The 24,870-nt window shown below is 73.7% G+C and carries 24 protein-coding genes; 19 read left to right on the top strand and 5 right to left on the bottom strand.

Translation table 11 applies throughout. The features are described from left to right. Positions 1-37: 37 nt before the first annotated feature. On the top strand, positions 38-562 hold the full coding sequence (locus TR50_RS10045) for a hypothetical protein (protein ID WP_042417980.1): 525 nt from the start codon (positions 38-40) through the stop codon (positions 560-562). Between the two features lie 31 nt (positions 563-593). Here TR50_RS10045 and TR50_RS10040 read toward each other — a convergent pair whose 3' ends face one another. Continuing rightward, positions 594-2,228: an FAD-dependent oxidoreductase gene (locus TR50_RS10040; protein ID WP_042417976.1), complete on the bottom strand. Its 1,635-nt coding sequence runs from the start codon at positions 2,226-2,228 to the stop codon at positions 594-596. A 248-nt stretch (positions 2,229-2,476) separates the two neighbouring features. Here TR50_RS10040 and TR50_RS48610 point away from each other — a divergent pair, with 248 nt between their 5' ends. The 7 genes from TR50_RS48610 to TR50_RS10005 all read left to right on the top strand — a co-directional run bounded on the left by TR50_RS48610 (position 2,477) and on the right by TR50_RS10005 (position 7,078). Beyond that, positions 2,477-2,875 (top strand): antibiotic biosynthesis monooxygenase family protein, encoded by a 399-nt coding sequence (locus TR50_RS48610; protein WP_439654209.1) that lies wholly within the window; start codon positions 2,477-2,479, stop codon positions 2,873-2,875. Between the two features lie 136 nt (positions 2,876-3,011). Further along, positions 3,012-3,434, top strand: a complete 423-nt coding sequence (locus tag TR50_RS10030) for a cupin domain-containing protein (protein ID WP_042417971.1) — start codon at positions 3,012-3,014, stop codon at positions 3,432-3,434. Next, on the top strand, positions 3,431-4,699 hold the full coding sequence (locus TR50_RS10025; protein ID WP_042418294.1) for a beta-ketoacyl-[acyl-carrier-protein] synthase family protein: 1,269 nt from the start codon (positions 3,431-3,433) through the stop codon (positions 4,697-4,699). Before TR50_RS10030 ends, TR50_RS10025 begins: the two co-directional genes overlap by 4 nt. After that, positions 4,696-5,949, top strand: a complete 1,254-nt coding sequence (locus TR50_RS10020; protein ID WP_042417968.1) for a beta-ketoacyl synthase N-terminal-like domain-containing protein — start codon at positions 4,696-4,698, stop codon at positions 5,947-5,949. Before TR50_RS10025 ends, TR50_RS10020 begins: the two co-directional genes overlap by 4 nt. A 23-nt stretch (positions 5,950-5,972) precedes the next feature. Then, positions 5,973-6,230: an acyl carrier protein gene (locus tag TR50_RS10015; RefSeq protein WP_042417965.1), complete on the top strand. Its 258-nt coding sequence runs from the start codon at positions 5,973-5,975 to the stop codon at positions 6,228-6,230. A 1-nt stretch (position 6,231) separates the two neighbouring features. Beyond that, positions 6,232-6,720 (top strand): SRPBCC family protein, encoded by a 489-nt coding sequence (locus TR50_RS10010; protein WP_042417961.1) that lies wholly within the window; start codon positions 6,232-6,234, stop codon positions 6,718-6,720. A 28-nt stretch (positions 6,721-6,748) separates the two neighbouring features. Beyond that, positions 6,749-7,078, top strand: a complete 330-nt coding sequence (locus TR50_RS10005; protein ID WP_042417957.1) for a TcmI family type II polyketide cyclase — start codon at positions 6,749-6,751, stop codon at positions 7,076-7,078. Positions 7,079-7,095: 17 nt separating this feature from the next. On the opposite strand, the gene TR50_RS10000 is transcribed toward TR50_RS10005, so the two are convergent. Beyond that, complete coding sequence (locus TR50_RS10000; RefSeq protein ID WP_042417952.1) at positions 7,096-7,980, bottom strand: sigma-70 family RNA polymerase sigma factor; 885 nt, start codon at positions 7,978-7,980, stop codon at positions 7,096-7,098. An 82-nt stretch (positions 7,981-8,062) separates the two neighbouring features. Between TR50_RS10000 and TR50_RS09995 the strand changes: the two genes are divergently transcribed. The 6 genes from TR50_RS09995 to cobF all read left to right on the top strand — a co-directional run bounded on the left by TR50_RS09995 (position 8,063) and on the right by cobF (position 16,184). Further along, positions 8,063-9,244: an oxidoreductase gene (locus tag TR50_RS09995; RefSeq protein ID WP_042417949.1), complete on the top strand. Its 1,182-nt coding sequence runs from the start codon at positions 8,063-8,065 to the stop codon at positions 9,242-9,244. A 165-nt stretch (positions 9,245-9,409) separates the two neighbouring features. Next, positions 9,410-11,332, top strand: coding sequence for a methylmalonyl-CoA mutase family protein (locus TR50_RS09990; protein ID WP_042417946.1), 1,923 nt, complete (start codon positions 9,410-9,412; stop codon positions 11,330-11,332). Then, the gene (gene scpA, locus TR50_RS09985; protein WP_042417943.1) at positions 11,329-13,548 is read left to right on the top strand and encodes a methylmalonyl-CoA mutase; all 2,220 of its coding nucleotides are present in this window, start codon (positions 11,329-11,331) and stop codon (positions 13,546-13,548) included. Before TR50_RS09990 ends, scpA begins: the two co-directional genes overlap by 4 nt. Positions 13,549-13,554: 6 nt before the next feature. Continuing rightward, positions 13,555-14,589 (top strand): methylmalonyl Co-A mutase-associated GTPase MeaB, encoded by a 1,035-nt coding sequence (meaB, locus tag TR50_RS09980; RefSeq protein ID WP_042417939.1) that lies wholly within the window; start codon positions 13,555-13,557, stop codon positions 14,587-14,589. After that, positions 14,589-15,392, top strand: a complete 804-nt coding sequence (locus tag TR50_RS09975; protein WP_042417936.1) for a cobalt-precorrin-6A reductase — start codon at positions 14,589-14,591, stop codon at positions 15,390-15,392. The genes meaB and TR50_RS09975 overlap by 1 nt, the downstream gene beginning before the upstream one ends. Before the next feature lie 30 nt (positions 15,393-15,422). Beyond that, positions 15,423-16,184, top strand: coding sequence for a precorrin-6A synthase (deacetylating) (cobF, locus tag TR50_RS09970; RefSeq protein ID WP_042417933.1), 762 nt, complete (start codon positions 15,423-15,425; stop codon positions 16,182-16,184). 35 nt (positions 16,185-16,219) lie between these two features. Here cobF and TR50_RS09965 read toward each other — a convergent pair whose 3' ends face one another. After that, positions 16,220-16,930, bottom strand: coding sequence for a maleylpyruvate isomerase family mycothiol-dependent enzyme (locus TR50_RS09965; RefSeq protein ID WP_084700034.1), 711 nt, complete (start codon positions 16,928-16,930; stop codon positions 16,220-16,222). 73 nt (positions 16,931-17,003) lie between these two features. Here TR50_RS09965 and TR50_RS09960 point away from each other — a divergent pair, with 73 nt between their 5' ends. The 4 genes from TR50_RS09960 (at position 17,004) to TR50_RS09945 (ending at position 20,902) form a co-directional block, all read left to right on the top strand. Next, positions 17,004-18,041 carry a sigma-70 family RNA polymerase sigma factor gene (locus TR50_RS09960; protein ID WP_042417926.1) on the top strand — a complete coding sequence of 346 codons (1,038 nt, stop codon included), beginning with the start codon at positions 17,004-17,006 and terminating at the stop codon, positions 18,039-18,041. A gap of 43 nt (positions 18,042-18,084) precedes the next feature. Beyond that, positions 18,085-18,510 carry an ArsR/SmtB family transcription factor gene (locus TR50_RS09955; RefSeq protein WP_084700064.1) on the top strand — a complete coding sequence of 142 codons (426 nt, stop codon included), beginning with the start codon at positions 18,085-18,087 and terminating at the stop codon, positions 18,508-18,510. Between the two features lie 174 nt (positions 18,511-18,684). After that, a complete protein-coding gene (locus tag TR50_RS09950; RefSeq protein ID WP_042417923.1) occupies positions 18,685-19,794 on the top strand; it encodes a tyrosine-protein phosphatase in 1,110 nt (369 codons plus the stop codon). A gap of 130 nt (positions 19,795-19,924) precedes the next feature. Beyond that, positions 19,925-20,902 (top strand): LacI family DNA-binding transcriptional regulator, encoded by a 978-nt coding sequence (locus TR50_RS09945; protein ID WP_042417920.1) that lies wholly within the window; start codon positions 19,925-19,927, stop codon positions 20,900-20,902. A 16-nt stretch (positions 20,903-20,918) separates the two neighbouring features. Here TR50_RS09945 and TR50_RS09940 read toward each other — a convergent pair whose 3' ends face one another. Further along, complete coding sequence (locus TR50_RS09940; RefSeq protein ID WP_042417915.1) at positions 20,919-21,494, bottom strand: helix-turn-helix domain-containing protein; 576 nt, start codon at positions 21,492-21,494, stop codon at positions 20,919-20,921. Positions 21,495-21,518: 24 nt separating this feature from the next. Between TR50_RS09940 and TR50_RS09935 the strand changes: the two genes are divergently transcribed. Beyond that, positions 21,519-22,550 carry a DMT family transporter gene (locus TR50_RS09935; protein ID WP_063775044.1) on the top strand — a complete coding sequence of 344 codons (1,032 nt, stop codon included), beginning with the start codon at positions 21,519-21,521 and terminating at the stop codon, positions 22,548-22,550. Between the two features lie 125 nt (positions 22,551-22,675). Here the strand turns inward: TR50_RS09935 and TR50_RS09930 are convergent, their stop codons facing one another. Continuing rightward, positions 22,676-24,598, bottom strand: a complete 1,923-nt coding sequence (locus TR50_RS09930; protein WP_052440892.1) for a glycoside hydrolase — start codon at positions 24,596-24,598, stop codon at positions 22,676-22,678. Positions 24,599-24,870 lie beyond the last annotated feature (272 nt).

Here is a 24,870-nt window from a genome sequence, read left to right as displayed (position 1 = left end):
CCACGCGCCTCGCCCACGAAGAGAGGTCCAGTCAGACATGATTCGAAACGGAAAGGCCCGGTGGTTCTCCGCCGTCGCCGCCTCGGTGACCGTCGCGCTCTCCCTGGGGGCCGCTCCCGCGCAGGCCCGCGGCTCCCACCCGCACGACACCTACGTGCAGATCCGCATCGTCGGCCACGGCTCGGACGCGCGGTGCCTGTCCAACTACCTGGGCCTGCACTCGCAGCACCTGGACCTGCTGCCGTGCTCGCTGGGGACCGAGCTGCTGCTGTGGAAGACCCCCGAGTCCGGCAAGGGCACCACGGAGCTCCGCCCCGACTGGAACCCCTCGTGGTGCCTGCGCCCCGGCCGTCCGGGGACGGACCAGCTCGGCTGGACGGGCGCGTGCGGCGTTCCGTCCACGAAGTGGCGAATCTCCAGGGACCACGTGATGAACGTCCTCGGCGGTTGCATCGGGATCGTCGGCATGGACCAGGCGGGCCTTGTCCCGTGCAGGGACAAGGACCACGGCGGCCCGGCCTACCACTGGACGACGGTCGAGGTGCAGGTCCCGACCCGGTAGGGCTTGCCCCGCAGGCAGGCCGGTCCGCGCGTCAGGCGCGGCCCAGGATCGCCTCCAGCACCCTGGTCAGGACGGGGACCGGCCGGTCGTCCGCTCCGGTGGCGCGCCAGGCCACGAAGCCGTCGGGGCGCACGAGGACCGCGCCGTCCTCGCCCACGCCGTGCGCCTCGGCCCAGTGGGTCCCCTCCTCCGGGCGAAGGACCGGCCCGTGTCCGGGGTCGCCGCCGATCCGGTGGCAATCCAGCGGTACGCCGAGCGCGGCGCCGGCCCGCAGGCCGGCGTCGTGCCAGGCCCTGCCCGCCGGGCCGGTCAGCAGCACCGGGTGGCGCTCGTAGAGGTCGAGCGTCGACAGGCGGACTCCGTCGCGGCGCAGCCACAGGTGCGGTGCCCGGGCGCCGGGCTCGGCCCCGGGCAGGAACCGCTCCGGCACGGCGGGCCCCTCAGGGTCGCCGCCGTGTACCGCGCCGGACCGGTAGCGGTAGCCGAGCACCGCCGACATGGTGTCCGGCTGGCGGCCGGCGCGGAAACTGACGTCGTATCCGGGGTGCCGGTGCTCGACCGACCGGGCCGAGGCCCGGGCGGCGATCGCCAACGCGACCGGGCGGCGCTCCGCCTCGTAGCTGCGCAGCAGCTCCGGCCCGGCCCAGCCCTGAAGGACGGCGGCCAGCTTCCAGGCCAGGTTGTGGGCGTCCTGGATGCCGGTGTTGGAACCGAACGCGCCCGTGGGGGACATCTCGTGCGCGGAGTCCCCGGCCAGGAAGACCCGTCCGCGACCGTAGCCCTCCGCCACCCGCTCGGCCGCGTGCCAGGGCGCCTTGCCGGTGATCTCGACCTCCAGGTCCACCACCCCGGTGGCCGCGCGGATCAGTTCGGCGCAGCGGTCGTCGGTGAAGTCCTCCAGGGTCTCGCCCGAGTCGGGCCGCCAGGGTGCGTGGAAGATCCACGCCTCCTGGTTGTCGACGGGCAGCAGCGCACCGGTCCCGTCGGGGTTGCTCAGATAGCAGACGATGAAGCGCCGGTCCCCCACCGCGTCGGCCAGACGCTTGGCGCGGAAGGTGATGCTGACGTTGTGGAACAGGTCGCCCCTGCCGCTCCGGCCGATGCCAAGCCGCTCCCGGACGGGGCTGCGCGGGCCGTCGGCGGCCAGCAGGTAGCGGGCCCGCACGGTCCGGCTCCGGCCGCTCCCGCGCTCCGTCACGACGGCCGTGACGCCGTCCGGGTCCTGTTCGAAGGAGTCCAGCTCGGTGCCGAAGCGGATGTCCGCGCCCAGCTCCCGCGCCGCGTCCAGCAGGACCGGTTCGAGGTCGTTCTGGGAGCACAGGCACCAGCCGGAGGGGCTGAGTCCGGGCAGCTCGCCGCCGGGGTCGATCTCACGGAAGAGCCACTCCTGCTCCGCGCCGAGCAGCGAGTCCGCCCGAAGGATGCCGTGGTTCTCCGCCAGCAGAGAGGCGGCCGCGCGAATCCGCGGCTCGACGCCGGCGGTGCGGTAGAGCTCCATCGTGCGGACGTTGTTGCCACGACCGCGAGGATGGCGGGAGGTGTCGGTGTGACGCTCCATCAGAAGGTGCGGCACGCCGAGGCGGCCGAGGAAGAGAGAGGCGGACAGCCCCACAAGGGAACCGCCCGCGATCAGGACTGGCACGTACTCGTCGGCGTCGGACGTCATCGATGCTCTCCGGTTCGGGGGACCGCACGCTGGCACGGCCTCAACGGGGCACGGCCATGGGCCGGCGGAAGCCTGCTGCTGTCCATTCCCCGACGCGGCCGACTCGACCGGTTCTTCACCCGGGTGCCGCGCCCTCGCCTACGGAGCGTCGCAGGATCGTGCACGTATGGTGGCTTCGGCACGGGCCGTCGGTCGATCGCGAGCCGAGGCGCCGTGGCCGCCGCGGACGAGACGGAGAAACCACAGTGGTGACCACCGACGACACCCTCATCCACGCCCCCCGAACCGACGCGTCCGAAACGATCGGGCAGCGGCTGCGGGTCGTCCTGCTGCTCGACGTCCACGAGGGCCGGGACCAGGACTTCCTGGCCGCCTACGACCGGATCCGCCATCAGGTGGCCAATGTCCCGGGCCATGTGAGCGACCAGCTGTGCCAGTCGCTCGGCGAGCCCTCCCAGTGGCTGATCACCAGTGAGTGGGAGAGCGCCGAACCGTTCCTGCAGTGGGTGGGCAGCGCCGACCACCGCGCCGTGGTGCGGCCGCTGCGCGACTGCGTCTCCTACGAGCGGTCGCTGCGGTTCGCCGTCACCCGCCAAACCCCCGAGACGGGCCAGACCCGGCCTTCACCGCCGACGAGCCCGGCCTGACGCGCTTCCTGACCGGGTGCGCGAGGAGCCTTGTCACCGACCGGACAGCCGCCCCGTCGTCCTGACGCCGCCCGCCCGCTGTCCGCAGCCCTGCCCGCAGTCCTGCCCGCAGTCCTCCAGGTCCCGGGAGTCGCACATGACCACCGCACCCGCCCGAATCGTCAGCCTCGCGGAGATCACGCCCAACCGACGGCGCGGCGGCGATCTGCGGGCCGTGCTCTCTCCCGCGACGGTCGGATCGACCAGCGGCTTCATGGGCGTCGCCCTGATCGGGCCCGGCGAGCGCGTCGGCGAGCACTACCACCCGTACTCCGAGGAGTTCGTGTTCGTCGTCGCCGGGGACCTCGAGGTGGATCTCGACGGGGAGACGCATCCGCTGCGCCCGGAACAGGGCCTGATGATCCCTCAGGGCGTGCGGCACCGCTTCCGGAACGTCGGCGGCTCGCAGGCGCGCCTGGTCTTCCACCTGGGTCCGCTCGCGCCGAGTCCCGAGCTCGGTCACGTGGACACGGAGTGCGAACCCGCCCCTTCGGACGGCGCACCCGTGGCGAGCAGATGAGGCGACGAGTAGCCGTGACGGGCCTGGGCGTCGTGGCACCGGGCGGCATCGGCGTCGCGCCGTTCTGGAGGCTGCTGACCGAGGGACGCACCGCGACCCGCGAGATCACCCTCTTCGACGCGGCGGCGTTCCGCTCCCGCATCGCGGCGGAGTGCGACTTCGATCCGCTCGCTTCGGGCCTGGATCCGGAGACCGTCCGGCGCTGCGACCGCTACATCCAGTTCGCGCTCGTCGCCGCCGTGGAGGCGCTGCGCGACGCCGGGCTCGGCACGTCCTGGCCGGACCCTTGGCGCACGGGCGTCTCCCTGGGGAGCGCCGTGGGCGCCACCACCCGGCTCGAACGCGACTACGTCGCCATCAGCGACCACGGCCGCCGCTGGGACGTGAACCCCGAGGCCGCAGGCCCGCACCTGCACCGGGCCTTCTCGCCCAGCACGCTGGCCTCCGAGGTCGCCGAGTTCCTTCAGGCACGTGGACCGGTGCAGACGGTGTCGACGGGCTGCACATCCGGCCTGGACGCCGTCGGACACGCCTTCGAGACCATCGCGGAGGGCAAGGCCGACATCGTCGCCGCCGGTGCGTCGGAGTCGCCGATCTCCCCCATCACCGTCGCCTGCTTCGACGCCATCAAGGCGACCTCGACCCGCAACGACGACCCGGCCCACGCCTCCCGGCCCTTCGACGCGGAACGCGACGGCTTCGTTCTCGGCGAGGGCGCGGCCGTGCTGCTCCTTGAGGAGCGCGAGCACGCCCTGGCCCGCGGGGCCCGGGTCTACTGCGAGATCAGCGGATTCGCGACCTTCGGCAACGCCCACCACATGACCGGACTGACCGCCGAGGGCCGCGAGCTGTCGGAGGCCGTCGACCGCGCCCTCGCGCAGGCCGGGGTGCTGCCCACCGAGGTCGACTACGTCAACGCCCACGGCTCGGGCACGCGCCAGAACGACCGGCACGAGACGGCCGCCGTCAAACGCTCGCTGGGCGAGCACGCCTACGCGGCGCCGATGAGCTCCATCAAGTCGATGGTCGGCCACTCCCTCGGCGCGATCGGCGCGATCGAGCTGCTGGCCTGCGTCCTCGCCATCGCCGACGGGGTGGTGCCGCCCACGGCCAACTACCGGACGCCCGACCCGGAATGCGACCTGGACTACGTGCCGGGCAGGGCGCGCCGCCGACCGCTGCGCCACGTGCTGTCAGTCGGCAGCGGATTCGGCGGGTTCCAGTCCGCGGTGGTGCTCAGCCGCCCCGACCAGGCCCGGCCGTGACCTTCGGCGGCGACGTCGTCGCGCGGTCGGGCGTCGTGACGGGCGTCGGCGTGATCGCACCCGGCGGCATCGGCTGCGACGCCTACTGGAAGTCCCTCCTGCGGGGCGACGTCTCCCTCGACCGGGTCGACCTCGAGGGATGCACCGACCTGCCGTTGCGCGTGGCGGGCCAGGTGCGCGACTTCGACCCGCAGACGCTGGTGGAGAACCGCCTCCTGGTGCAGACCGACCGCTTCACCCACTTCGCCATGGCCGCCGCCGACATGGCGGTGCGGGACGCCCGACTCACCGCCGACCCCGAGGCGCCCTTCGACATCGGCGTCGCCACCGCCGCCGGCTGCGGGGGCGTCACCTTCGGGCAGCGCGAGATGCAGGAGCTGTGGGGGCGCGGGCCGCGCTTCGTCGGTCCCTACCAGTCGATCGCCTGGTTCTACGCCGCGAGCACGGGTCAGATCTCGATCCGGGGCGGCTTCTGCGGGCCGTGCGCCGTCCTCGCCAACGACGAGGCCGGCGGGCTGGACGTGCTCGCCCACTCCTGCCGGGCCCTCAGGAACGGCGCCCGCGCGGTCGTGACCGGCGCGACCGAGGCCCCGCTGGCTCCCTACGCGATGGTCTGCCAGCTGGGCTACCCGGAGCTGAGCCTGGCGCAGGACCCGCGCCGGGCCTACCAGCCCTTCACCGAGCACGCCTGCGGCTTCTCCCCGGCCGAGGGCGGTGCGATGTTCGTCGTCGAGCGGGAGGAGTCCGCCCGCCGCAGGGGGGCCGCGGTGCGCGCGCGGATCGCCGGCCACGCCGCGACCTTCACCGGCACGCGCGGCTGGGAACACTCCCGCGAGGGGCTCGCCCGCGCGATCCGGGGCGCTCTGGCGGAGGCCGACTGCACCCCGGACGAGGTGGACGTGGTGTTCGCCGACGCCCTCGGCGTCCCGGCGGCCGACCACGCCGAAGCGCTCGCCCTCGCCGACGCCCTGGGGGCGCGGGCCGCCGACGTCCCGGTCACCGCGCCGAAGGCCGGGTTCGGCCGGGCGTTCTCGGCCGCCGCCGCGCTCGACGTCGCCGCCGCCGTCCTGGCACTGGAGCACGACACCGTCCCGCCGACCCCCAACGTCGCCGACGTCCGCGTCGACCTCGACGTGGTCACCGGCCGCGCCCGCACCACTGCGCTGCGGACCGCCCTGGTCCTCAGCCGCGGCCTGATGGGCTGCAACTCGGCGCTGGTGCTGCGCCGCGACGACGAACCCCGGACCTGACCGTACGAGAGCGAGGAGCACCGATGAACGGTCCTGTGACCTACGACGAGCTGGCGACCGTGATGAAGGGCCGGGCCGGTCTGGACGTGGACCCGGCCGCCCTGGCGGCGCAGCCCGACGCAGAGTTCGCCCGGTTCGATCTGGACTCGCTCGGCCTGCTGGGCGTCGTCTCGGAGCTGGAGCAGCGCTACGGCCGCGCGATCGGCGGCCTGCCGGAGACCTGCCGGACCCCCCGCACCTTCCTGGCCGCCGTCAACGGGCAGCTCGGCACGGGGGCCTGACATGAGCGGACACACCGACAACAGCGTCGTGATCGCGGCCCCGCTGGACCTCACCTGGGAGATGACCAACGATGTGGAGGGCTGGCCCTCCCTGTTCACCGAGTACGCCTCCGTCGACGTGCTGGAGCGCGACGGCGACCAGGTGACCTTCCGGCTGACCATGCACCCCGACGAGAACGGCCAGGTCTGGTCGTGGGTCTCCCGGCGTGAGACGGACCGGGCCGGTCTGACCGTCCGGGCCCACCGGGTGGAGACCGGCCCTTTCGCGCACATGGACATCACCTGGCACTACCGCGAGCTGCCCGGCGGCACTTCGATGCGCTGGATCCAGGACTTCGCCATGAAGCCCACCGCGCCCGTCGACGACCTCACGATGGCCGAGCGGATCAACCGCAACAGCCGGGTGCAGTTGGACGTCATCCGCGACAAAGTCGAGCGCCGCGCCGCGGAGCTGGGCCGGCGCCCGCCCGCGCCGCTGCCCGGCCGCTGAGATCGACACGAGAGGACCCGACAACGCCATGCACCGCGCTCTGATCGTCGCCCGGATGAAGCCCGGATCGGCCAAGGACATCGCCGCCGCGTTCGCGGACTCCGACCGGGGCGAGCTTCCCGGCCTCGTCGGCGTCACCGGCCGCAGCCTGTTCCAGTTCGGCGACGTGTACCTGCACCTGATCGAGTCCGACCGGCCGCCGGGTCCGCAGGTGGACCGGTTCAAGGACCACCCCGAGTTCCGCGACGTCAGCGAGCGGCTCTCGGCGTACGTGCACGCCTACGACCCGCTGACCTGGCGCGAGCCGAAGGACGCGATGGCGCGGGAGTTCTACCGCTGGGAGCCCCGCCGGACCTGACCGGCAGGCGGTGGTCGTCAGGCGTCGAGGACGGCGAGCTCCAGGGCGCGCAGGCGGGCGGGGTCCGCGAGCACGTCGTAGGCGGCGACCTGCTCGCCCACGACGGTGAAGCGGATCACCATGGCCAGCCGGCCGTGCGGGGCCACGACCGCGCCGACGACGCCGTCGACCAGCGCCGGGGCCGCGAGCCGGGCGCGGCGGCCGAAGGCCAGGACCCCCTCGGCCACGTCCCGGACGCCGCGGGCCTCGGTGGGCGCGCCGGGCGGGAGGGCGGCCGCGTCGGCGCGGCGCACCACGTCGGTGGTGAGCAGGTGCAGGAGCGCGGCCAGGTCGCCGGTGCGCGAGGCCGCCAGGAACGCCTCGACCACGCGTCGCTGCCGGGCGAGCTGCGTCGCGGGCAGCGCCGGTGCGCCGTGCACCCGCTGCCGGGCCCGGCTGGCGAGCTTCTTCGCGGCCACCGGGGTCCGGTCCACGATCGGCGCGATCTCGTCGAAGGGCACGGCGAACAGGTCGTGCAGCACGAACGCGACACGTTCGGGCGGCGTCAGCGTGTCGAGCACGACGAGCATCGCCCGGCCGACCGCGTCGACGAGCAGGGCCTCCTGCTCCGGGTCCGCCCCGTCGGCGGGCCGCTGACCGTCGTTCAGCCGCCCGTCGAGAAGCTCCCCGACGGGCTCCTCCGGCCGGGAGGCACGGGAGCGCAGCGCGTCCAGGCAGATCCGCGAGACGACCGTGCGGAGCCACGCGTCCAGGGTGCGGATCTCGTCGGCGTCGACACGGCTCAGCTTGAGCCATGCCTCCTGCACCGCGTCCTCGGCCTCGGTGAGCGAGCCGAGCATCCGGAAGGCGAGCGCCCGCAGCGCCCCGCGCTGCGTCTCGAACCGCTGAGCCAGTTCGTCCATCGTCTCCGGTCACCTTCGCCGCGCGCCCCACGTCGATCCTACGAGGCCCACGAGAACCAGAAGCCACCGGAAGGAACCGACGATGCCCACGACATCCCCGACCACCATCACCGCCCTGGACCAACCCCTGCTGCGCCCGGTCGACCTCGCCGGCCTGCGGCTGCCCAACCGCGTGGTGGTGGCGCCGACCACCCGGGCGCGGGCCGAGAACAGCGGGCTGGCGCCCACCGACCTGCACGTCGCCCACTACGCGCGGCGGGCGACGGCCGGCCTGATCGTCACCGAGAGCACGCTCGTGAGCGAGCGGGCGACCGGACAGGTCAACGTGCCCGGGATCTACAGCGAGGAGCAGGTGGCCGGGTGGCGGCGGGTCACCGACGTCGTGCACGCGCTCGGCGGCCGGATCGTGATGCAGCTGTGGCACGCGGGCGCGGTCTCGCACCCCGACCACCACGACGGACGCCTGCCCGGCGGCCCGTCCGCGGTGAACCCGGAGCAGACGGTGTTCACGCCGACCGGGCCGAAGGCGACCGTCACCCCGCACGAGATGAGCCTCGCCGAGATCGCCCAGGCGGTCCTGGACTACGCGACGGCGGCGGCGAACGCCCGCCGGGCGGGCTTCGACGGCGTCGAGCTGCCCGCCCACGGCGTGTACCTGCTCCCGCAGTTCCTGAGCCCCCGGTTGAACCGGCGCACGGACGCCTACGGCGGGGACCGGTTCCGGCGCCGGCGCTTCCTGTTCGAGGTCCTCGACGCGGTGACTGCGGTCTGGGACGGCGCGCCGCGCGTCGGGGTGCGGCTGGCGCCGTACTGGAACAGCGGCGGACCGTACGCCTTCGACGTGGAACTGCTGCCCGAGTACGACGAGTTGACGGCGGAGCTGGGCGACCGCCGGATCGCCTACCTGCACCTGCTCGGACCGGACCTGCCCGGACCGCACCCGACGGCAGCGGGATCCACGGCACCGGGATCCACGGCACTGGGATCGGCGACAGCGGGATCGACGGCCGACCGGGCCGCGCCGGACCTGAGCCGGCTGGCCCGCTACCGCCGCCTGTTCGCCGGTCCGCTGATCGCGAACAACGGCTTCGACCGGGAGAGTGCCAACGCCGCGGTCGCGTCGGGCGTCGCCGACGCGGTCTCCTTCGCGCGGCACTTCATCGCCAACCCGGACCTGGTGACGCGATTCGCCCTCGGCCGCGAGCCGGCGCCGGGCGACCCGAGCACGTACTACGCCGGAGGCGTCCGCGGCTACCTCGACTGACCGGCCGCGGCGGGCCCACGCTGCCCGCGCCGGGCCCGCGCCGGTGCTCGTCGACCAGTCTCGTCGACGCCGCGCGGAGCGAGGCGGGAGCAGCGCGTGCCGGAGAGGGATACATCACAGTTCATCTCGCGCTGAGCCGCAGATGATCTGCCCTAGCATCCTGCTATGACGGTCCTGCCTGACGACGAGCTCTCGCTCGCTTCCGAGTTCCCGGACGCCTCCCACAGCCACTGGCAGAGCCTGGTGGCGGGCGTGCTGCGCAAGTCAGGCAAGGACCTGACCGGACCGGAGGCCGAGCAGGCGCTGGCCACGGCGCTGGAGGACGGGCTCGTCGTCGGTCCGCTCCACACCGCCGCCGACGCGGCCGTCCCGGCTGTCGGCTACCCGGGGTTCGCACCCTACGTGCGCGGCGGCCGACCGGCGAGCAGCGGCTGGGACGTGCGGCAGCGCCACGAGCGGGCGGAGGCGGACCGCGCCAACGAGGCCGTGCTCGCCGATCTGGAGAACGGCGTCACCTCCCTGTGGCTGGCCGTCGGCGGATCCGGCGTCGCCGTGGCCGACCTGGCCCGCACGCTGGACGGCGTCTACCTCGACCTCGCCCCCGTCGTGCTCGACGCGGGCCCCGAGACCGGCGCCGCCGCGCGGGAGCTGCTGCGGATCTACGAGGCCAGGGGCGTGGCCCGGGAGGCCGCCCGGGGCAACCTCGGCGCGGACCCGCTCGGGCTCGCCGCGCGGACCGGAGCACCGGCGGACACCGCCGAGGCCGTGGAACTGGCCCGGCTCTGCGCGCGGGACCACCCCGGCATCCGGGCGCTGACGGTGGACGCGCTGCCCTACCACGAGGCCGGCGCGTCCGCGGCCGAGGAGCTGGGCGCCTCCCTGGCGACCGGTGTCGCCTACCTGCGCCTGCTCACCGACGCGGGGCTGTCCGTGGACGCGGCCTGCCGCCAGCTGGAGTTCCGCTACGCGGCCACGGCCGACCAGTTCCTGACGGTGGCGAAGCTGAGGGCCGCGCGCCGCCTGTGGTCCCGTGTCGCCGAGGTCTCCGGTGTCGACGTCTCCGGCGCAGAGGTCCGCGGCGCCGAGGGCCGCGGCGCCGGGTCCGCCGCAGCCCAGGTCCAGCACGCGGTGACCTCGCCGGTGATGATGACGCGGCGCGACCCCTACGTGAACATGCTGCGCACCACCATCGCCTGCCTCGCGGCCGGTGTCGGCGGTGCGGACGCGGTGACGGTGCTGCCCTTCGACCACGACCTCGGGCAGCCCGACGCGTTCGCACGCCGGATCGCCCGCAACACCTCGACCATCCTGCTGGAGGAGTCGCACCTGGGCCGGGTCGCCGACCCGGCGGGCGGCTCCTGGTACGTGGAGCGGCTGACCGACGAACTCGCCCACGCCGCCTGGGGGTTCTTCCAGGCGCTGGAGCGCGCGGGCGGCCAGGAGGCCGCCCTGCGCTCCGGCCTGGTGGGCGACCGGATCGCCGCCACCTGGGCGGAGCGCGGCAGGAAGCTCGCGCGCCGCAAGGAGCCGGTCACCGGCGTCAGCGAGTTCCCGAACCTGGCCGAGAAGCCCGTCGTCCGCGAGGAGGCGGTCGCGGTCGGCGTCCGTCCGCTCGGGCGGCGCACCGAGGCCGGCGAGGGCCTGCCGCAGGTGCGCCGCGACGAGGCGTACGAGGCGCTGCGCGCCCGTTCCGACGCGCACCTCGCCGCCACCGGAACCCGCCCCCGGGTCTTCCTCGCCGCGCTCGGCCCGGCGGCGGCGCACACCCCGCGCGCGACGTTCGCCGCCAACCTGTTCCAGGCCGGCGGCATCGAGCCGGTCCACGACCCGCTGTCCGTGGACGCGGCGACCGCGGCCGAGGCGTTCGCCGCCTCCGGCGCCGTGGTCGCGTGCCTCTGCTCCAGTGACGAGCTGTACGCGGAGCAGGCCGAGGCCGTCGCCGAGGCGCTGCACGCCGCGGGCGCGACCCGCGTCCTCCTCGCGGGCCGGCCCGCCGAGTACGCGCACGTCGACGCCTACGTCTTCGCCGGCTGCGACGCGCCGGCCGTCCTCTCCTCCGCCCTCGACCTCATCGGAGCCCCGGCGTGACCCAGATTCCCGACTTCTCGCGGGTCGAGCTCGGCCCGGGCACCCCGGTCGAGGCGACCGAGGAGCAGTGGCAGGCGGCGGTGAAGGAGGCCACCGGCGGCGACGCCGGCGACCTGCTCTGGGAGACGCCCGAGGGCATCGGCGTCAAGCCGCTCTACACCGGCCGCGACCTGGAGGGCCTGGACTTCCTGGGCACCTACCCGGGTGTCGCCCCGTACCTGCGCGGGCCCTACCCGACGATGTACGTGAACCAGCCCTGGACGATCCGCCAGTACGCCGGGTTCTCCACCGCCGAGGAGTCGAACGCCTTCTACCGCCGCAACCTGGCGGCCGGTCAGAAGGGCCTCTCGGTCGCCTTCGACCTGCCCACCCACCGCGGCTACGACAGCGACCACCCGCGCGTCACCGGCGACGTCGGCATGGCGGGCGTCGCCATCGACTCCATCTACGACATGCGCCAGCTGTTCGACGGAATCCCGCTGGACAAGATGACGGTGTCGATGACGATGAACGGCGCCGTGCTGCCCGTTCTCGCGCTCTACATCGTGGCGGCCGAGGAGCAGGGGGTGCCGCCCGAGAAGCTGGCGGGGACCATCCAGAACGACATCCTCAAAGAGTTCATGGTCCGCAACACCTACATCTATCCGCCGAAGCCCTCGATGCGGATCATCTCCGACATCTTCGCGTACACCTCGCAGAAGATGCCGCGCTACAACTCCATCTCCATCTCCGGCTACCACATCCAGGAGGCCGGGGCGACGGCCGACCTGGAGCTGGCGTACACCCTCGCCGACGGGGTGGAGTACCTGCGCGCCGGTCAGGCGGTCGGCCTGGACGTGGACACCTTCGCACCGCGGCTCTCCTTCTTCTGGGCGATCGGCATGAACTTCTTCATGGAGATCGCCAAGATGCGGGCGGCCCGCCTGCTCTGGGCCAAGCTGGTCAAGCAGTTCGACCCGAAGAACACCAAGTCGCTGTCGCTGCGCACGCATTCGCAGACCTCCGGCTGGTCGCTGACCGCGCAGGACGTGTTCAACAACGTCACCCGCACCTGCGTCGAGGCCATGGCCGCGACCCAGGGCCACACCCAGTCGCTGCACACCAACGCCCTCGACGAGGCGCTGGCCCTGCCGACCGACTTCAGCGCCCGCATCGCCCGCAACACCCAGCTGCTGCTCCAGCAGGAGTCGGGCACCTGCCGGGTCATCGACCCGTGGGGCGGCAGCGCCTACGTCGAGCGGCTCACCTACGACCTGGCCCGCCGCGCCTGGGCGCACATCCAGGAGGTCGAGGCGGCGGGCGGCATGGCCAAGGCCATCGACGCCGGCATCCCGAAGATGCGCATCGAGGAGGCCGCGGCCCGTACCCAGGCGCGCATCGACTCCGGCCGCCAGCCGGTCATCGGCGTCAACAAGTACCGGGTGGAGAACGACGAGGCGATCGACGTGCTCCAGGTCGACAACTCCTCGGTGCGCGCCCAGCAGATCGCCAAGCTGCGCCGGCTGCGCGAGGAGCGCGACGAGCAGGCCACCCAGGACGCGCTGCGCGCGCTGACCGCCGCAGCCGAGCGCGGCTCGGACACCAGCGGGGGCACCGGCCTGGAGGGCAACCTGCTGGCGCTGGCGGTGAACGCGGCCCGCGCGAAGGCCACCGTGGGCGAGATCTCCGACGCCCTGGAGAAGGTGTACGGGCGGCACACCAGCCAGATCCGTACGATCTCCGGTGTGTACCGCAACGAGGCAGGCGAGTCCCCGTCCATCGGCCGTACCCGGGCCCTGGTCGACGCGTTCGAGGAGGCCGAGGGGCGCCGTCCGCGCATCCTGGTCGCCAAGATGGGCCAGGACGGCCACGACCGCGGCCAGAAGGTGATCGCCACGGCCTTCGCCGACCTGGGCTTCACCGTGGACGTGGGCCCGCTGTTCCAGACCCCTGGCGAGGTGGCCCGCCAGGCGGTGGAGGCGGACGTGCACGTCGTCGGCGTCTCCTCGCTGGCCGCCGGGCACCTGACGCTGGTGCCCGCGCTGCGCGAGGAGTTGGCCGCCGAGGGCCGCGAGGACATCATGATCGTCGTGGGCGGGGTCATCCCGCCGCAGGACGTCCCCGCGCTGCTGGAGGCGGGCGCGACGGCGGTCTTCCCGCCCGGCACGGTGATCCCCGACGCCGCCTACGACCTGGTGCGGAGCCTCGCCGCCTCGCTCGGTCACACGGAGCTGTAGCCGCGGATGCGCATCGACCTGGACGCGTACACCAAGGGTGTGCTCGACGGGAAGCGGGCGTTCATCGCCCGCGCCGTCACGCTCGTCGAGTCCACCCGCGCCGACCACCGCGTCCTGGCCCAGCAGTTGCTGACGCAGCTGCTGCCGCACGCGGGCCGGGCTCGGCGGATCGGCATCAGCGGCGTGCCCGGGGTGGGCAAGTCGACGTTCATCGACGCCTTCGGGACGATGCTCACGGGCCTCGGCCACCGGGTCGCGGTGCTCGCCGTCGACCCCTCCTCGACCCGGACCGGCGGCTCCATCCTGGGCGACAAGACCCGGATGGAGCGCCTGTCCGTCGACCCGGCCGCCTTCGTGCGGCCCTCCCCCAGCGCCGGCACGCTCGGCGGGGTCGCCAAGGCCACGCGTGAGTCCATGGTGGTGATGGAGGCGGCGGGCTACGACGTCGTGCTGGTCGAGACCGTCGGCGTCGGCCAGTCGGAGACCGCCGTCGCCGGGATGGTCGACTCCTTCCTGCTGCTCTCCCTCGCCCGCACCGGCGACCAGCTCCAGGGCATCAAGAAGGGCGTGCTGGAGCTGGCCGACGTCATCGCCGTCAACAAGGCCGACGGTCCGCACGAGCGCGACGCCCGCGCCGCCGCCCGCGAACTCGCGGGCGCACTGCGGCTGATGCACCCCGTCGACGCCGCGTGGACCCCTCCGGTCCTCAGCTGCAGCGCGCGCGAGTCGGCCGGGCTCGACACGGTCTGGGAGCGGCTCGAACAGCACCGGACGCTGCTGGAGTCCACCGGCCGCCTCACCGCCAAGCGCCGCGACCAGCAGGTCGAGTGGGCCTGGACCATGGTCCGCGACGAGATCCTCGGCCGCCTCGACAACCATCCGGTCGTCCGTGCGCTCGCCCCGGAACTCGAAGCCCGGGTCCGCGGCGGCGAACTGACGGCGACCCTCGCGGCGGAGCGCATCCTGCACGCCTTCGACCACGGCTCCGACCACGGCTCCGCGCCCGGCTCGGCACAGGCCGCCGAGCCCGGCGCGAGCTGATGCGCGAGGACCGCCCTGAGCTGACGCGGCGTCATGTGCTGATCCTCGGCGGCACCACCGAGGCACGGATGCTGGCGGCGGCCCTCGCGGCCGACCCGGCGGCGGCCGTACGGGTGACCACGTCACTGGCGGGGCGGGTGGAGCAGCCCCGCCTGCCCGACGGGGAGGTGCGCACGGGCGGGTTCGGCGGGGCCCTCGGGCTCGCCGCCTGGCTCCGCGCGGAAGAGGTGGCGGCGGTCGTCGACGCCACCCATCCCTTCGCCACGGGCATCAGCGCCAATGCCGCGCAGGCGGCGGCCGACGCCGGAGTTCCGCTGCTGGTGCTGCGCCGTCCGGGCTGGCGACGCGTCGCGGGCGACCGCTGGCACCCGGTGGCGTCACTGTCCGAAGCGGCCGCCCTGCTGCCGGAGTTGGGCTGCCGGGTCCTCCTCACCACCGGCCGCAAGGATCTCGGCCCCTTCACGGGTCCGGACCGGCTGCCCGCGCTGGACCGGCTCCGGTTCCTGGTCCGCTCGGTCGACCCGCCCGACGCGCCGCTGCCGCGACACGTCGACATCCTGCTGGACCGCGGCCCGTTCACCCTCGACGCGGAGCTCGCGCTGCTGCGGCGGCACCGGATCGACGTGCTGGTCACCAAGGACAGCGGCGGCGCGGCCACCGCCCCCAAGCTCACCGCCGCCAGGCAGTTGGGCCTGCCGGTCGTCGTGGTGACACGGCCCCCCGCGCCGCCCGGCGTGCCGCGGGCCGCCGACGTCCCGCAGGCGCTGGCCTGGCTCGCCGCCACGGCCACCCCGCCGTCCTAGCCTTCCCGCGCCTTCAGAAAGAATCGACGCATGCGGCACATCAACGTCATCGGCATCGGCGCGGGCGACCCCGACCACCTCACCCTCCAGGCGGTCAAGGCCTTCGCCCGCACCGAGGTCTTCCTCCTCCTCGACAAGAACGAGCAGCGCCAGGAGCTCGTCGAGCTCCGGCTGCGCATGATCGAGGAGCACGCCCGGCCCGGCCACCGCGTCGTCCAGATCCCGGACGCCGAGCGCGACCGCACCACCCCGGCCTACCGGGAGGCGGTCGACGACTGGCGCCGCCGCCGCTCCGAGCTGGTCGAGAGCCTGATCACCGAGCACGTCGGGCCGGACGGCACGGGCGCGCTGCTGGTCTGGGGCGATCCCTGCCTGTACGACAGCATCACGGCGGTCCTCGACGAGATCCTGGCGCAGGGCCGCACGGAGTTCAGCTACGACGTCGTCCCGGGCGTCAGCAGCGTCTCCGTGCTGGCGGCGCGCCACCGGACCACGCTGAACCGCGTCGGACGGCCGGTCCGCATCACCACCGGCCGCCGCCTGGCCGCCGAGGGCTTCCCGCCCGGAGCGGAGGACGCGGTGGTGATGCTCGACGGCCGGGGCGCCTTCGCCGGGATCGACCCCGAGGGCGTCCACATCCACTACGGCGCGTACCTCGGCACCCCGGACGAGATCCTGGTCTCCGGCCCTCTGGCCGACAAGGCCGAAGAGATCGCCCGGCTTCGCCAGGAGGCCCGCGACGCCAAGGGATGGATCATGGACACCTACCTGCTGCGGCGCACGGAGGGCTGACGCCGCCGGCCGCGCAGCGGACGCCCTTCGGGCCGTCAGGTCATCGCCTGCCGCCGGCGCAGCACGGCGACGCCCTCGCCGTCGAGTTCGTCGCAGTACCGCGCGCGGCCGGCCATCGCCATGACGAGGGCCAGCGTGGTGCCGGACACCAGGGGCCCGTCACCGGCGGCGAACGGGCCGTCGGTGGCCGTCAGCCGCAGGCCGTGGGCACGCCTCTTGGACATGACGGGCAGGTCGGAGCCCTGGTAGTAGGCGGCCAACGCGGTCAGGGTGGCCACGGGGTAATCACGCCGGACACCGAGCGGACGGCGGATGTCCTCCCCGTGCACGACCGTCTCGCCGAGCATCGCCGCCTTCGGCAGCGGCGGCTTGGTCGTGCTCGCGACGGCCCCGCGGAACCGCGCGAGCGTGTCCGCCGGGGTGGCGCCCATCTGCTCGGCCAGCCGCACGGCGACCTGCCGGTCGAAGTCGAAACGGCAGCGGATCACCCCGGCCATCCACCGCACGGGGTTGAGCGTGGCCCCGGCCGTCAGATGGGCGAGCACCTCGCGGACGCTGAGCCCGTCGCACAGCGACGGGGTGGCCCACCGCTCGTCGGTCAGCCCCGCGAGGTCGGCGGCCAGGGCGGCCCGTTCGGCGTGGATCAGGGACCAGTCCACGGGCGCGGCTCGGCGGTCCGCGGTCGGCGTCGGCGGAGTCGGCGGTGTGGGCTGTGCCTGCGGTGTCTGCGGTGTCTGCGGTGTCATACGGGCGATGCTCCTCTGCTCGGTCGTGGGCGTTCACGGGTGAGACTGCCGTGGTGGAGCAGAATCGTCGCTCATGGACGAGTTTTCCTCCGACACCCCGGACGCCGACCTGGCCCGTGCCCGGCACGGGGACGACGCCGCGTTCACCCGCCTGGTGACGCCGCTGCGCCGGGAGCTGCACGTCCACTGCTACCGGATGCTCGCCTCGGTCCACGACGCCGACGACGCGCTCCAGGAGACGCTGGTCCGCGCCTGGCGCGGGCTGGCCCGCTTCGAGGGCCGCAGCACCCTGCGCACCTGGCTCTACACCGTGGCCACCCGCGTCTGCCTGGACGCCGTGGACGCCCGCTCCAGGCGGGCGCTGCCGGTGGATCTGGGCCCGTCGAGCGAACACGCCGTGCTCGACCAGCTTCCACGCACCGACATCGCCTGGCTCGGACCCTACCCCGACGCCGCTCTCCCCGGCGACGCGACGGGACCCGCCGGGCCGGAGGCCCGCTACGAGCAGCGCGAGGGCGTCGAGCTGGCGTTCCTGGCCGCGTGCCAGCATCTGCCGGGCAACCAGCGGGCGGCGCTGCTGCTGTTCGACGTCCTCGGCTACCCGGCGGCCGAGATCGCCGCCATGATGGACACCTCCACCGCCTCGGTGAACTCCGCCCTCGCCCGCGCCCGTCGCGTCCTCGCGTCGCGGCTTCCCGACCGCACCCAGCAGCAGACGCTGCGTTCGATCGGCGACCCTGCGGCGCGGGCCCTCGCGGCCGGATTCGCCGGCGCGTTGGAGCGCGGCGACACCCGGGCCCTGATCGCCCTGCTCACCGAGGACGTCACCTGGTCGATGCCGCCGCTGCCGCACTGGTACCAGGGCGTCGACGCGGTCCTCGACTTCGCCGTGCAGGTGCCGATCACCCGATGTCCGAGCTGGCGGTACCAGGTGACCGGCGCGAACGGCCAAGCCGCCGTCGCGTTCTACCTCGGCGTCGACCCCGCACTCCCCCATGACGCGTGGGCCGTCGCGGTCCTGGACCTGCGCGAGGACCGGATCGCCGCGATCACCTCGTTTCTCGACCCCGGTCTGTTCCCGCTGTTCGGACTGCCCGCCACGATGGGCTGAGCAGCGCGACGGGCACCCGGCGCGGCAGGCCACAATGGCCCGCATGCATCGTGTTCCCGCCGAGCGGGCCGACCGCAGGGTCATCGACGGCCACACGGTGTGCGCCGCCATCGAGAGCATCGGCGACGCCGACCGTCTCGCCGCCTGGGCCGACCGCTTCGCCCTGCTCGGCGAGCCCCACCGCCTCGCCGTGCTGCTGGCTCTGCACCACGCGGGACCGATCGCCGTCACCGACCTCGCGACGGCGACCGGCATCGCCGACCCGGCCGTCTCCCAGATCCTGCGCCTGCTGCGCACGGCGGGCGTCGTCGCCGGCACGAAGGACGGCCGCATCGTGCGCTACGCGCTCACGGCCCCTCACCTGGCACCGGTCCTCGACCAGCTCCGGCCCGCACCCGGGAGCGGAACGCCCGAGGCGGGCGACGGCACCGCCGGAACCCCGACACCGCCTGAGCCGGGTACCGCCTGATGCCGGCACCGCCTGAGTCGCAGCACCACCGCGCACGGGCTTGAGCCCCGCCTCACCTGAGTCGCAGTACCGCCCGAGTCGCGGAGCGAGGTCCGCCCCGGCTTCATCCCGACGCCACCAACCGGCCATGCACGAGGCTTCACTAATTCGCATTAGTTCTTTAGTTTCCCGGCCATGAGCCTCTCATCCCACCTGTCCCGAAGCGCCGCCGTGCTCGCGGCCGCGACCCTCGTCGCGACCGCCGCAGCCGGCACCGCGACGGCCTCGGCCGCCCCGACGGCCACGCACGCCTCCGCGCACCGCGCCGACCACCGCGCCGTCCCGTTCGCCTCCGCCACCGTGGTCGCGGGCGCCACCGCGGGAACCCTGAAGGTCACCTGGTCCGCCCCGCACCAGCGTCTCGGCGTGGCCGTCTTCGCCGGCTCGACCGCGACCGCCCAGCCGCACTTCGTCGGGTTCGGCACCGCCGACGACTCGCTCACCGTGACGGCCGCCCACGGCGACTGGATCCGGCTCGTGCCCTCGACGGGCCGGCCCCTCGTGCTGAGCCTCCGCGACCGCGGCCTGGCCAGCGACCCGAACCTGCGCGACGTCGGCGGCTACCGCACGGCCGACGGCCGCTGGGTGCGCATGGGCGCGGTGTACCGCTCCCAGGCGCTCTCGCTCACCCCGGCCGACCTCGGCGTGGTGAACACCCTCGGCGTGACCGCCGACTACGACCTGCGGACGACCTCCGAGATCGCCCAAGCCCCCGACGTCGTGCCGGCCGGTGCCGGCTACACCAACCTCAACGTCCTCGCCGACGTCACGCTCACCCCGACGCTGACCAGCCCGGCGGCGGCCGAGCAGTACATGCAGCAGATCGAGCAGGACTTCGTCACCGACGCCACCGCCCGCGCCGCGTTCGGCAAGCTGCTGACCGGCATCGCCGACGGCCACGGCGCGGCGCTCTACCACTGCACCGCGGGCAAGGACCGGACCGGCTGGGCCACGGCCGTGCTGCTCACCCTGCTCGGCGTGCCGCAGGACACCGTCATGCAGGACTACCTGCTGAGCAACACCTACTACTTCGACTCCCCCGCGGTGCAGGGCATGTTGAAGGCGATGCCGGCCGGCGAGGCCGCCGTCTACACCCCGATGCTCCAGGTGCAGGCCTCCTACCTCCAGGCCGGCTTCGCGCAGGTGAGCGCCAGCTACGGCTCGATGTACGACTACGCCGTGCACGGCCTGGGCCTCCGCCCGCAGACGATCGCCAAGCTGCGCGCGAAGCTCCTGGTCGGCTGACGTGCTCCGCCGGCTGCCGCAGGATCGTCGAACTGACGGTCCGCCACCTCCCGCGGCAGTCGGCGGTCCGCTGCCCGCCACCGGCCACCCCCGTCGCGGCACTAGAGTGGGGCCCCGACGGAGGAGGCCGATGAGAACACCCTCGAGGCGGGTCACCAGCGCCGACGTGGCGCGGGAGGCCGGGGTCTCGCAGACCACGGTCAGCTTCGTGCTCAACGACACGCGCGGGCAGACGATCCCCGAGGAGACCCGGCGGCGCGTCCTGGACGCGGCGAAGCGACTGGACTACCGTCCGCGCGCCTCCGCGCGGTCCCTGGCAGCCGGGCGCAGCGACGTGGTGCTGCTCGCCCTTCCCGGCCTGCCGATCTCCGCGAACCTCTCCCGCTTCATCGAGCAGTTGGCCGCCGCGCTCGCCGGTCACGGCCTGTCGCTGGTCACGCACCTCGCGGAGGGGCACGGTCGGCAGCTGCCCGACCTGTGCGCCGCGGTGGACGCCTCGGCCGTGATCAGTCTCATCCCGTTCGACGAGGAGACGACCGAGGCGCTGCACCGCGCGGGCGCGCAGGTCGTGCTCGGCACCGGGCAGCAGGCCAGAGCAGAGCTGCAGGAGATCGGGCGGCTCCAGGCGGAGCACCTCGTCGGCCTGGGACGCGGCCGTCTCGGTTACGCCCTTCCGGCCGAGCACGCCTCGCAGTGGCGGGTGCAGGAGCGCCTGCGCGGGGTCGCCATGACCTGCGCGGAGCGCGGTCTCGGCGAACTCCTGCCGCTGGCCGTCGACCTGGACCCCGCCCCGGCCGCCCTGGCCGTGGACGAGTGGGTCCGCGCGGGGGTGACGGGCGTGTGCGCGTACAACGACGAGACGGCCATGGCCGTGCTCGCCGGGATGCATCTGCGCGGCCTGCGCGCCCCGGACGACATCGCCGTGATCGGCGTCGGGGACATCCCCGCCGCCCCCGTCAGCATCCCGCCGCTCACCACCGTCGGTTTCGACTACGAGCTGACGGGCCGTGACCTCGCGCAGACGGTCCTGGACGGCCTGGCGGGCGCGAAGCCCTCGACCCAGGACAGCATCTCCCGGCCGCTGCTGGTCCGCCGGGCCTCCGCCTGAGGCTGCCGGCCGCCGGTCACATGACCGCCGTGCGCACGAACCGGGCGACGCCGTCGCCGACGTTGGCGTAGGCGTAGCTCTGGGCGCTGCTGTAGATGGCGTAGCCGCCGGTCTCGACGACCACCGGCCCCTCGGCCAGGTCGATCAGCACCCGCCCCTCGGTCACGGCGATCATCTCGTGCCAGCCCTCGGGGTCGGGTTCGGCGACGTAGCGGTCGCCGGGGCCGAGCGTCCAACGCCACAACTGGGCCTCGCTGCGCGCGGGCACGCTGCCCAGCAGGACCGCCTCGCTGGCGGGGTGGGCACCGCGCCAGGCGACCGCGTCGATGCGCCGGCTCTGCGCGGCGGGGTCGCTGACGACCTCGACGAAGGTCACCCCGAGCGCCTCGGCCAGACGGTCGAGGCTGGAGAGGCTGATGTTGGTGTCGCCGCCCTCCAGGTTGACGATCATCCGGCGACTGACCCCCGACGTCTCCGCGAGCGCGGCCTGGCTCATCCCCGCCTCGCGGCGCAGCCGGCGCAGGTTCTCCCCGACGAACGCCAGGACGTCGGAGCGCCCCTCGCCGCCCTTGGCACCCTTGCCACTGCGCACTATGTTGCCCTTATGCTGTGCACTATGCTGCACTCCCGCGCGCTCCGCAGCGGCCGCCTCCTGGGCCTGGGCCGCCACGACCTGGCTCTGGTCGCCATCACCATGTTCTGGGGCACGACCTTCCTGATCGTGCACACCGCCATGCGCCACAGCGGTCCTCTCTTCTTCGTCGGCTTCCGTTTCGCCACCGCCGGGCTGCTCAGCCTACTGGTCTTCCGGAAGACGTTGCGGGGGACGACCCGGCGGGACCTGGTGGCCGGGGTGTGCGTCGGCGTGACCATCGCCCTCGGCTACGCACTCCAGACCTACGGGCTGCAGACCGTCAGCAGCAGCACGGTCGCCTTCATCACGGCGCTCTACGTCCCCCTGGTGCCCCTCTTCCAGTGGCTGATCCTGCGCAAGCCGCCCAAGCCCGCGGGTCTGCTCGGCATCGCCTGCGCCGCCGCCGGGCTCGTCCTCCTGGCCGGCCCGGGGGCCGGCGGCACGGCCCTGGGCACGGGCGAACTGGCCACGCTGGGCTCGGCGGTGGCCGGCGCGGCCGAGATCGTACTGATCAGCCGGTTCGCCGGGCGGGTGGACCTGCGCCGGGCCACCGTCGTGCAACTGCTCACCGCGAGCATCCTGTGCTTCCTCGCCATGCCCGCGACCGGCGAGTCGGTCCCGGCCTTCTCCTGGGTCTGGCTCACCGCCGCCGTGGGGCTGGGCTCGGCCAGCGCGATCATCCAGCTGACCATGAACTGGGCGCAGCAGTCCGTGCCTCCGATGCGGGCGACGGTGATCTACTCCGGTGAGCCCGTCTGGGGCGGCCTCGTCGGCCGCCTGGCCGGCGACCGCCTCCCCGGCCCGGCGATCCTCGGCGCGGCACTCATCGTCCTCGGCGTCTTCGTCAGCGAGGCCCGACCGCCGCGGCTTTCGCGGCTTTCCCGACTCCGGCGGCGTCCGGTCGCGGCGGCCGGGCAGGGCCCGGCCCATCCGGTCGGGTCCGCCCCCGAACCGGCGCCGGACGGGCGCCCGGAGGAGTCCCGGCCCGCTTGCGCGGGCTCGCCCGTGGCCTGAGCGGGCGGGACGCGCCCGGTTCCGACGAGCCGTCAGGGGCCCGCCGGAACCGGGCGTCACCGCCGCACAGTTGAGGCCGTGCAGTTCAGTCCGCTTGAGTTCAGCTCACTTCAGTGCAGTCCGCTTCAGTTCAGGGTCCACTGCTGGTTGGCCCCACCGTTGCAGGTCCACTCGTCGATCGAGGTCCCGTTCCCAGTGCCCTGGCCGTAGGCGTCGAGGCAGAGGCCGGAGGCGGCGTTCGTGAGCGAGCCGTCGGGGTGGGCCACCCACTGCTGGCCTGCGCTGCCGTCGCAGCCGTCGATGTCGACGGCGGTGCCGGGCGCGGTGCCGCCCTGCTTGCCGCCGAGGCACTTGAGGTCGGCGCCGCTGTAGACGGTGACGGCGCCGGAGGCGGTCAGCGTGTACTGCTGGTTGCTTCCGCCGTTGCACCCCCACAGCTCCAACTGGGTGCCGTCGACGGTGGAGACGTTCGGCACGTCGAGGCAGCGGCCCGACTGCGCGCCGGTCAGGGTCTGGCCGGTCGGCGCGGTGCTGCCGGGCTGCCCGGCGTCGGCGAGCTGGTAGGTGGTGACGCTCTGCGCGGGCAGGCTCGCGGTCAGCGTGGAGCCGGAGACCGTGGGTGCGGCCACGGAGGCGAGGTTCTCGGTAGCGCTGGTGCGGTAGCTGCCGGTCGGGGTGAGTGCCCCGCTGCCAGCGTTCAGCGTCAGCGTGGTGGCGGAGGAGTTGGTGTTGGCGGCGACGATGGTCCAGGCGTTGTTCTGCCGGAACGCGAGCGTCTGCACCCCGCTCGGGGACCCCGCGACGGCGTAGCGGACGGCGCCGGGACGGACGAACCGGCTGTACTGGCCCAGCGCGTAGAAGCGCTTGGTCACGTACAGGCTCTGGTTGCCGTCACTGGCGTAGTTCGGGTCGTAGTAGATGAGGCCGTCGTTCCAGCCGGACAGGTTGACCGAGGTGGCGCAGGAGCTGCCGGCCGTCGGGTCGCAGCCCATCATCGGGGACAGCGCGGTCCACCACAGGAAGGCGCTGTCGTCGCCGTAGGCCAGGTCACTGTAGAGCGAGTTGACCATCGTCAGCGCGCCGGAGATGGTCGGGTCGTACTGCTGGCCGTAGCCGCCGCCGACGCCCTGGCAGCAGATCTCGGTGGCCCACACCGGCTTGCCGCTGGTCGCGCCCAACGCGCCGACCTGCTCCAGCCGGCTGCCGGAGGGGAAGTCGTAGGTGTGGTGGGCGACGGCGCTGACGTAGCCGGGGGCGGCGGCGTCGGCGAGCCAGGTCGGGGCCTCGGAGGTGAGCTGGGTGGTCTGGCTGGACTCGTCCGCGATGACGGTGGTGGGCAGCCCGGCGGTCTTCAGGGCGGAGCCGACGGCGTCGATCACACCGGCTCGGGCGGAGGCGGCGACGGACATGCCCTCCTGGCCGCAGGTGCCGAAGGAGTCGTCGGGCTCGTTCATGGGGCTGATCTGGCTGAACGCCTCGCCCTGGGCGGCGAAGTGGGCGGCGACGGTGGCGAGGTAGCTGCCGTAGGCGGCGTCCTTGGAGGTGTCGATCGAGCCGCCGCAGTTCCTGCCGTTGGTGGTGTCGGCGGCCGGGGCGCTGTTGACGAAGCCGATCAGATCGGGGACGTGGTCGGCGGCGGCGAGTTGGAGGAACTTCTGCCCGCCCGCGTCCTTGGTCCAGTCGTAGCCTCCGGTGGAGGTGAGGAAGGTCTGCGGCGCCCGGTCGGACGTGGTGACGCCGGCTCCGCCGCCGCCGATGTTGTAGCGGTACTGGCTGAGCTGGATGCCGGAGTTCGTGAAGAGCAGGTCGCCGACCTGGTTCTGCACGCTGCTGGAGAAGCTGGCCAGGTCGATCGGCCACCAGGCGCCGGAGGCGCCGAAGCCGCTGATGGTCTGGGCGGCGCCGGTGATCTGCGCGGTACCGGCGGCGGCGCTCGCGGAGGCCGGGGCGAGGGTGGGCAGGACGGCGGTGGCGAGGACCGTGCCGAGGGTGAGGGCGATGCGGCCGGCCGCACGCGGGCGTGCGGCGGCGCGTATCCGAAGGGACATCGGGCTCCTGTCAGAGGGTGGGTGCGCGGCGGCGGGCCGGCCGCGGCACACCCGGTCTCCTGGGAGTCCTGACCTCGGGCGTCGCGGGGCGTCGGGCCGCCGTCACATGACATGGAGCGCCCACGAGTTGACCGCTCGTCGACGCGGCCCGCACGAGACGATGTTTGCGCAAACACGGCGGGCTGGGCAGCGAGTGTGGTGCCCTTGTCGGCAGGAAGTCAAGGCCCTTGGCGGCGACCGGCCCCGATCACCGCCGCCGCCTCAACGGCCGC

The organism is Streptacidiphilus anmyonensis (assembly GCF_000787855.1).
GTDB lineage: Bacteria > Actinomycetota > Actinomycetes > Streptomycetales > Streptomycetaceae > Streptacidiphilus > Streptacidiphilus anmyonensis.
Note: the sequence above shows the minus strand (reverse complement) of the source record. Positions and strands in the feature narration are given on the sequence as shown.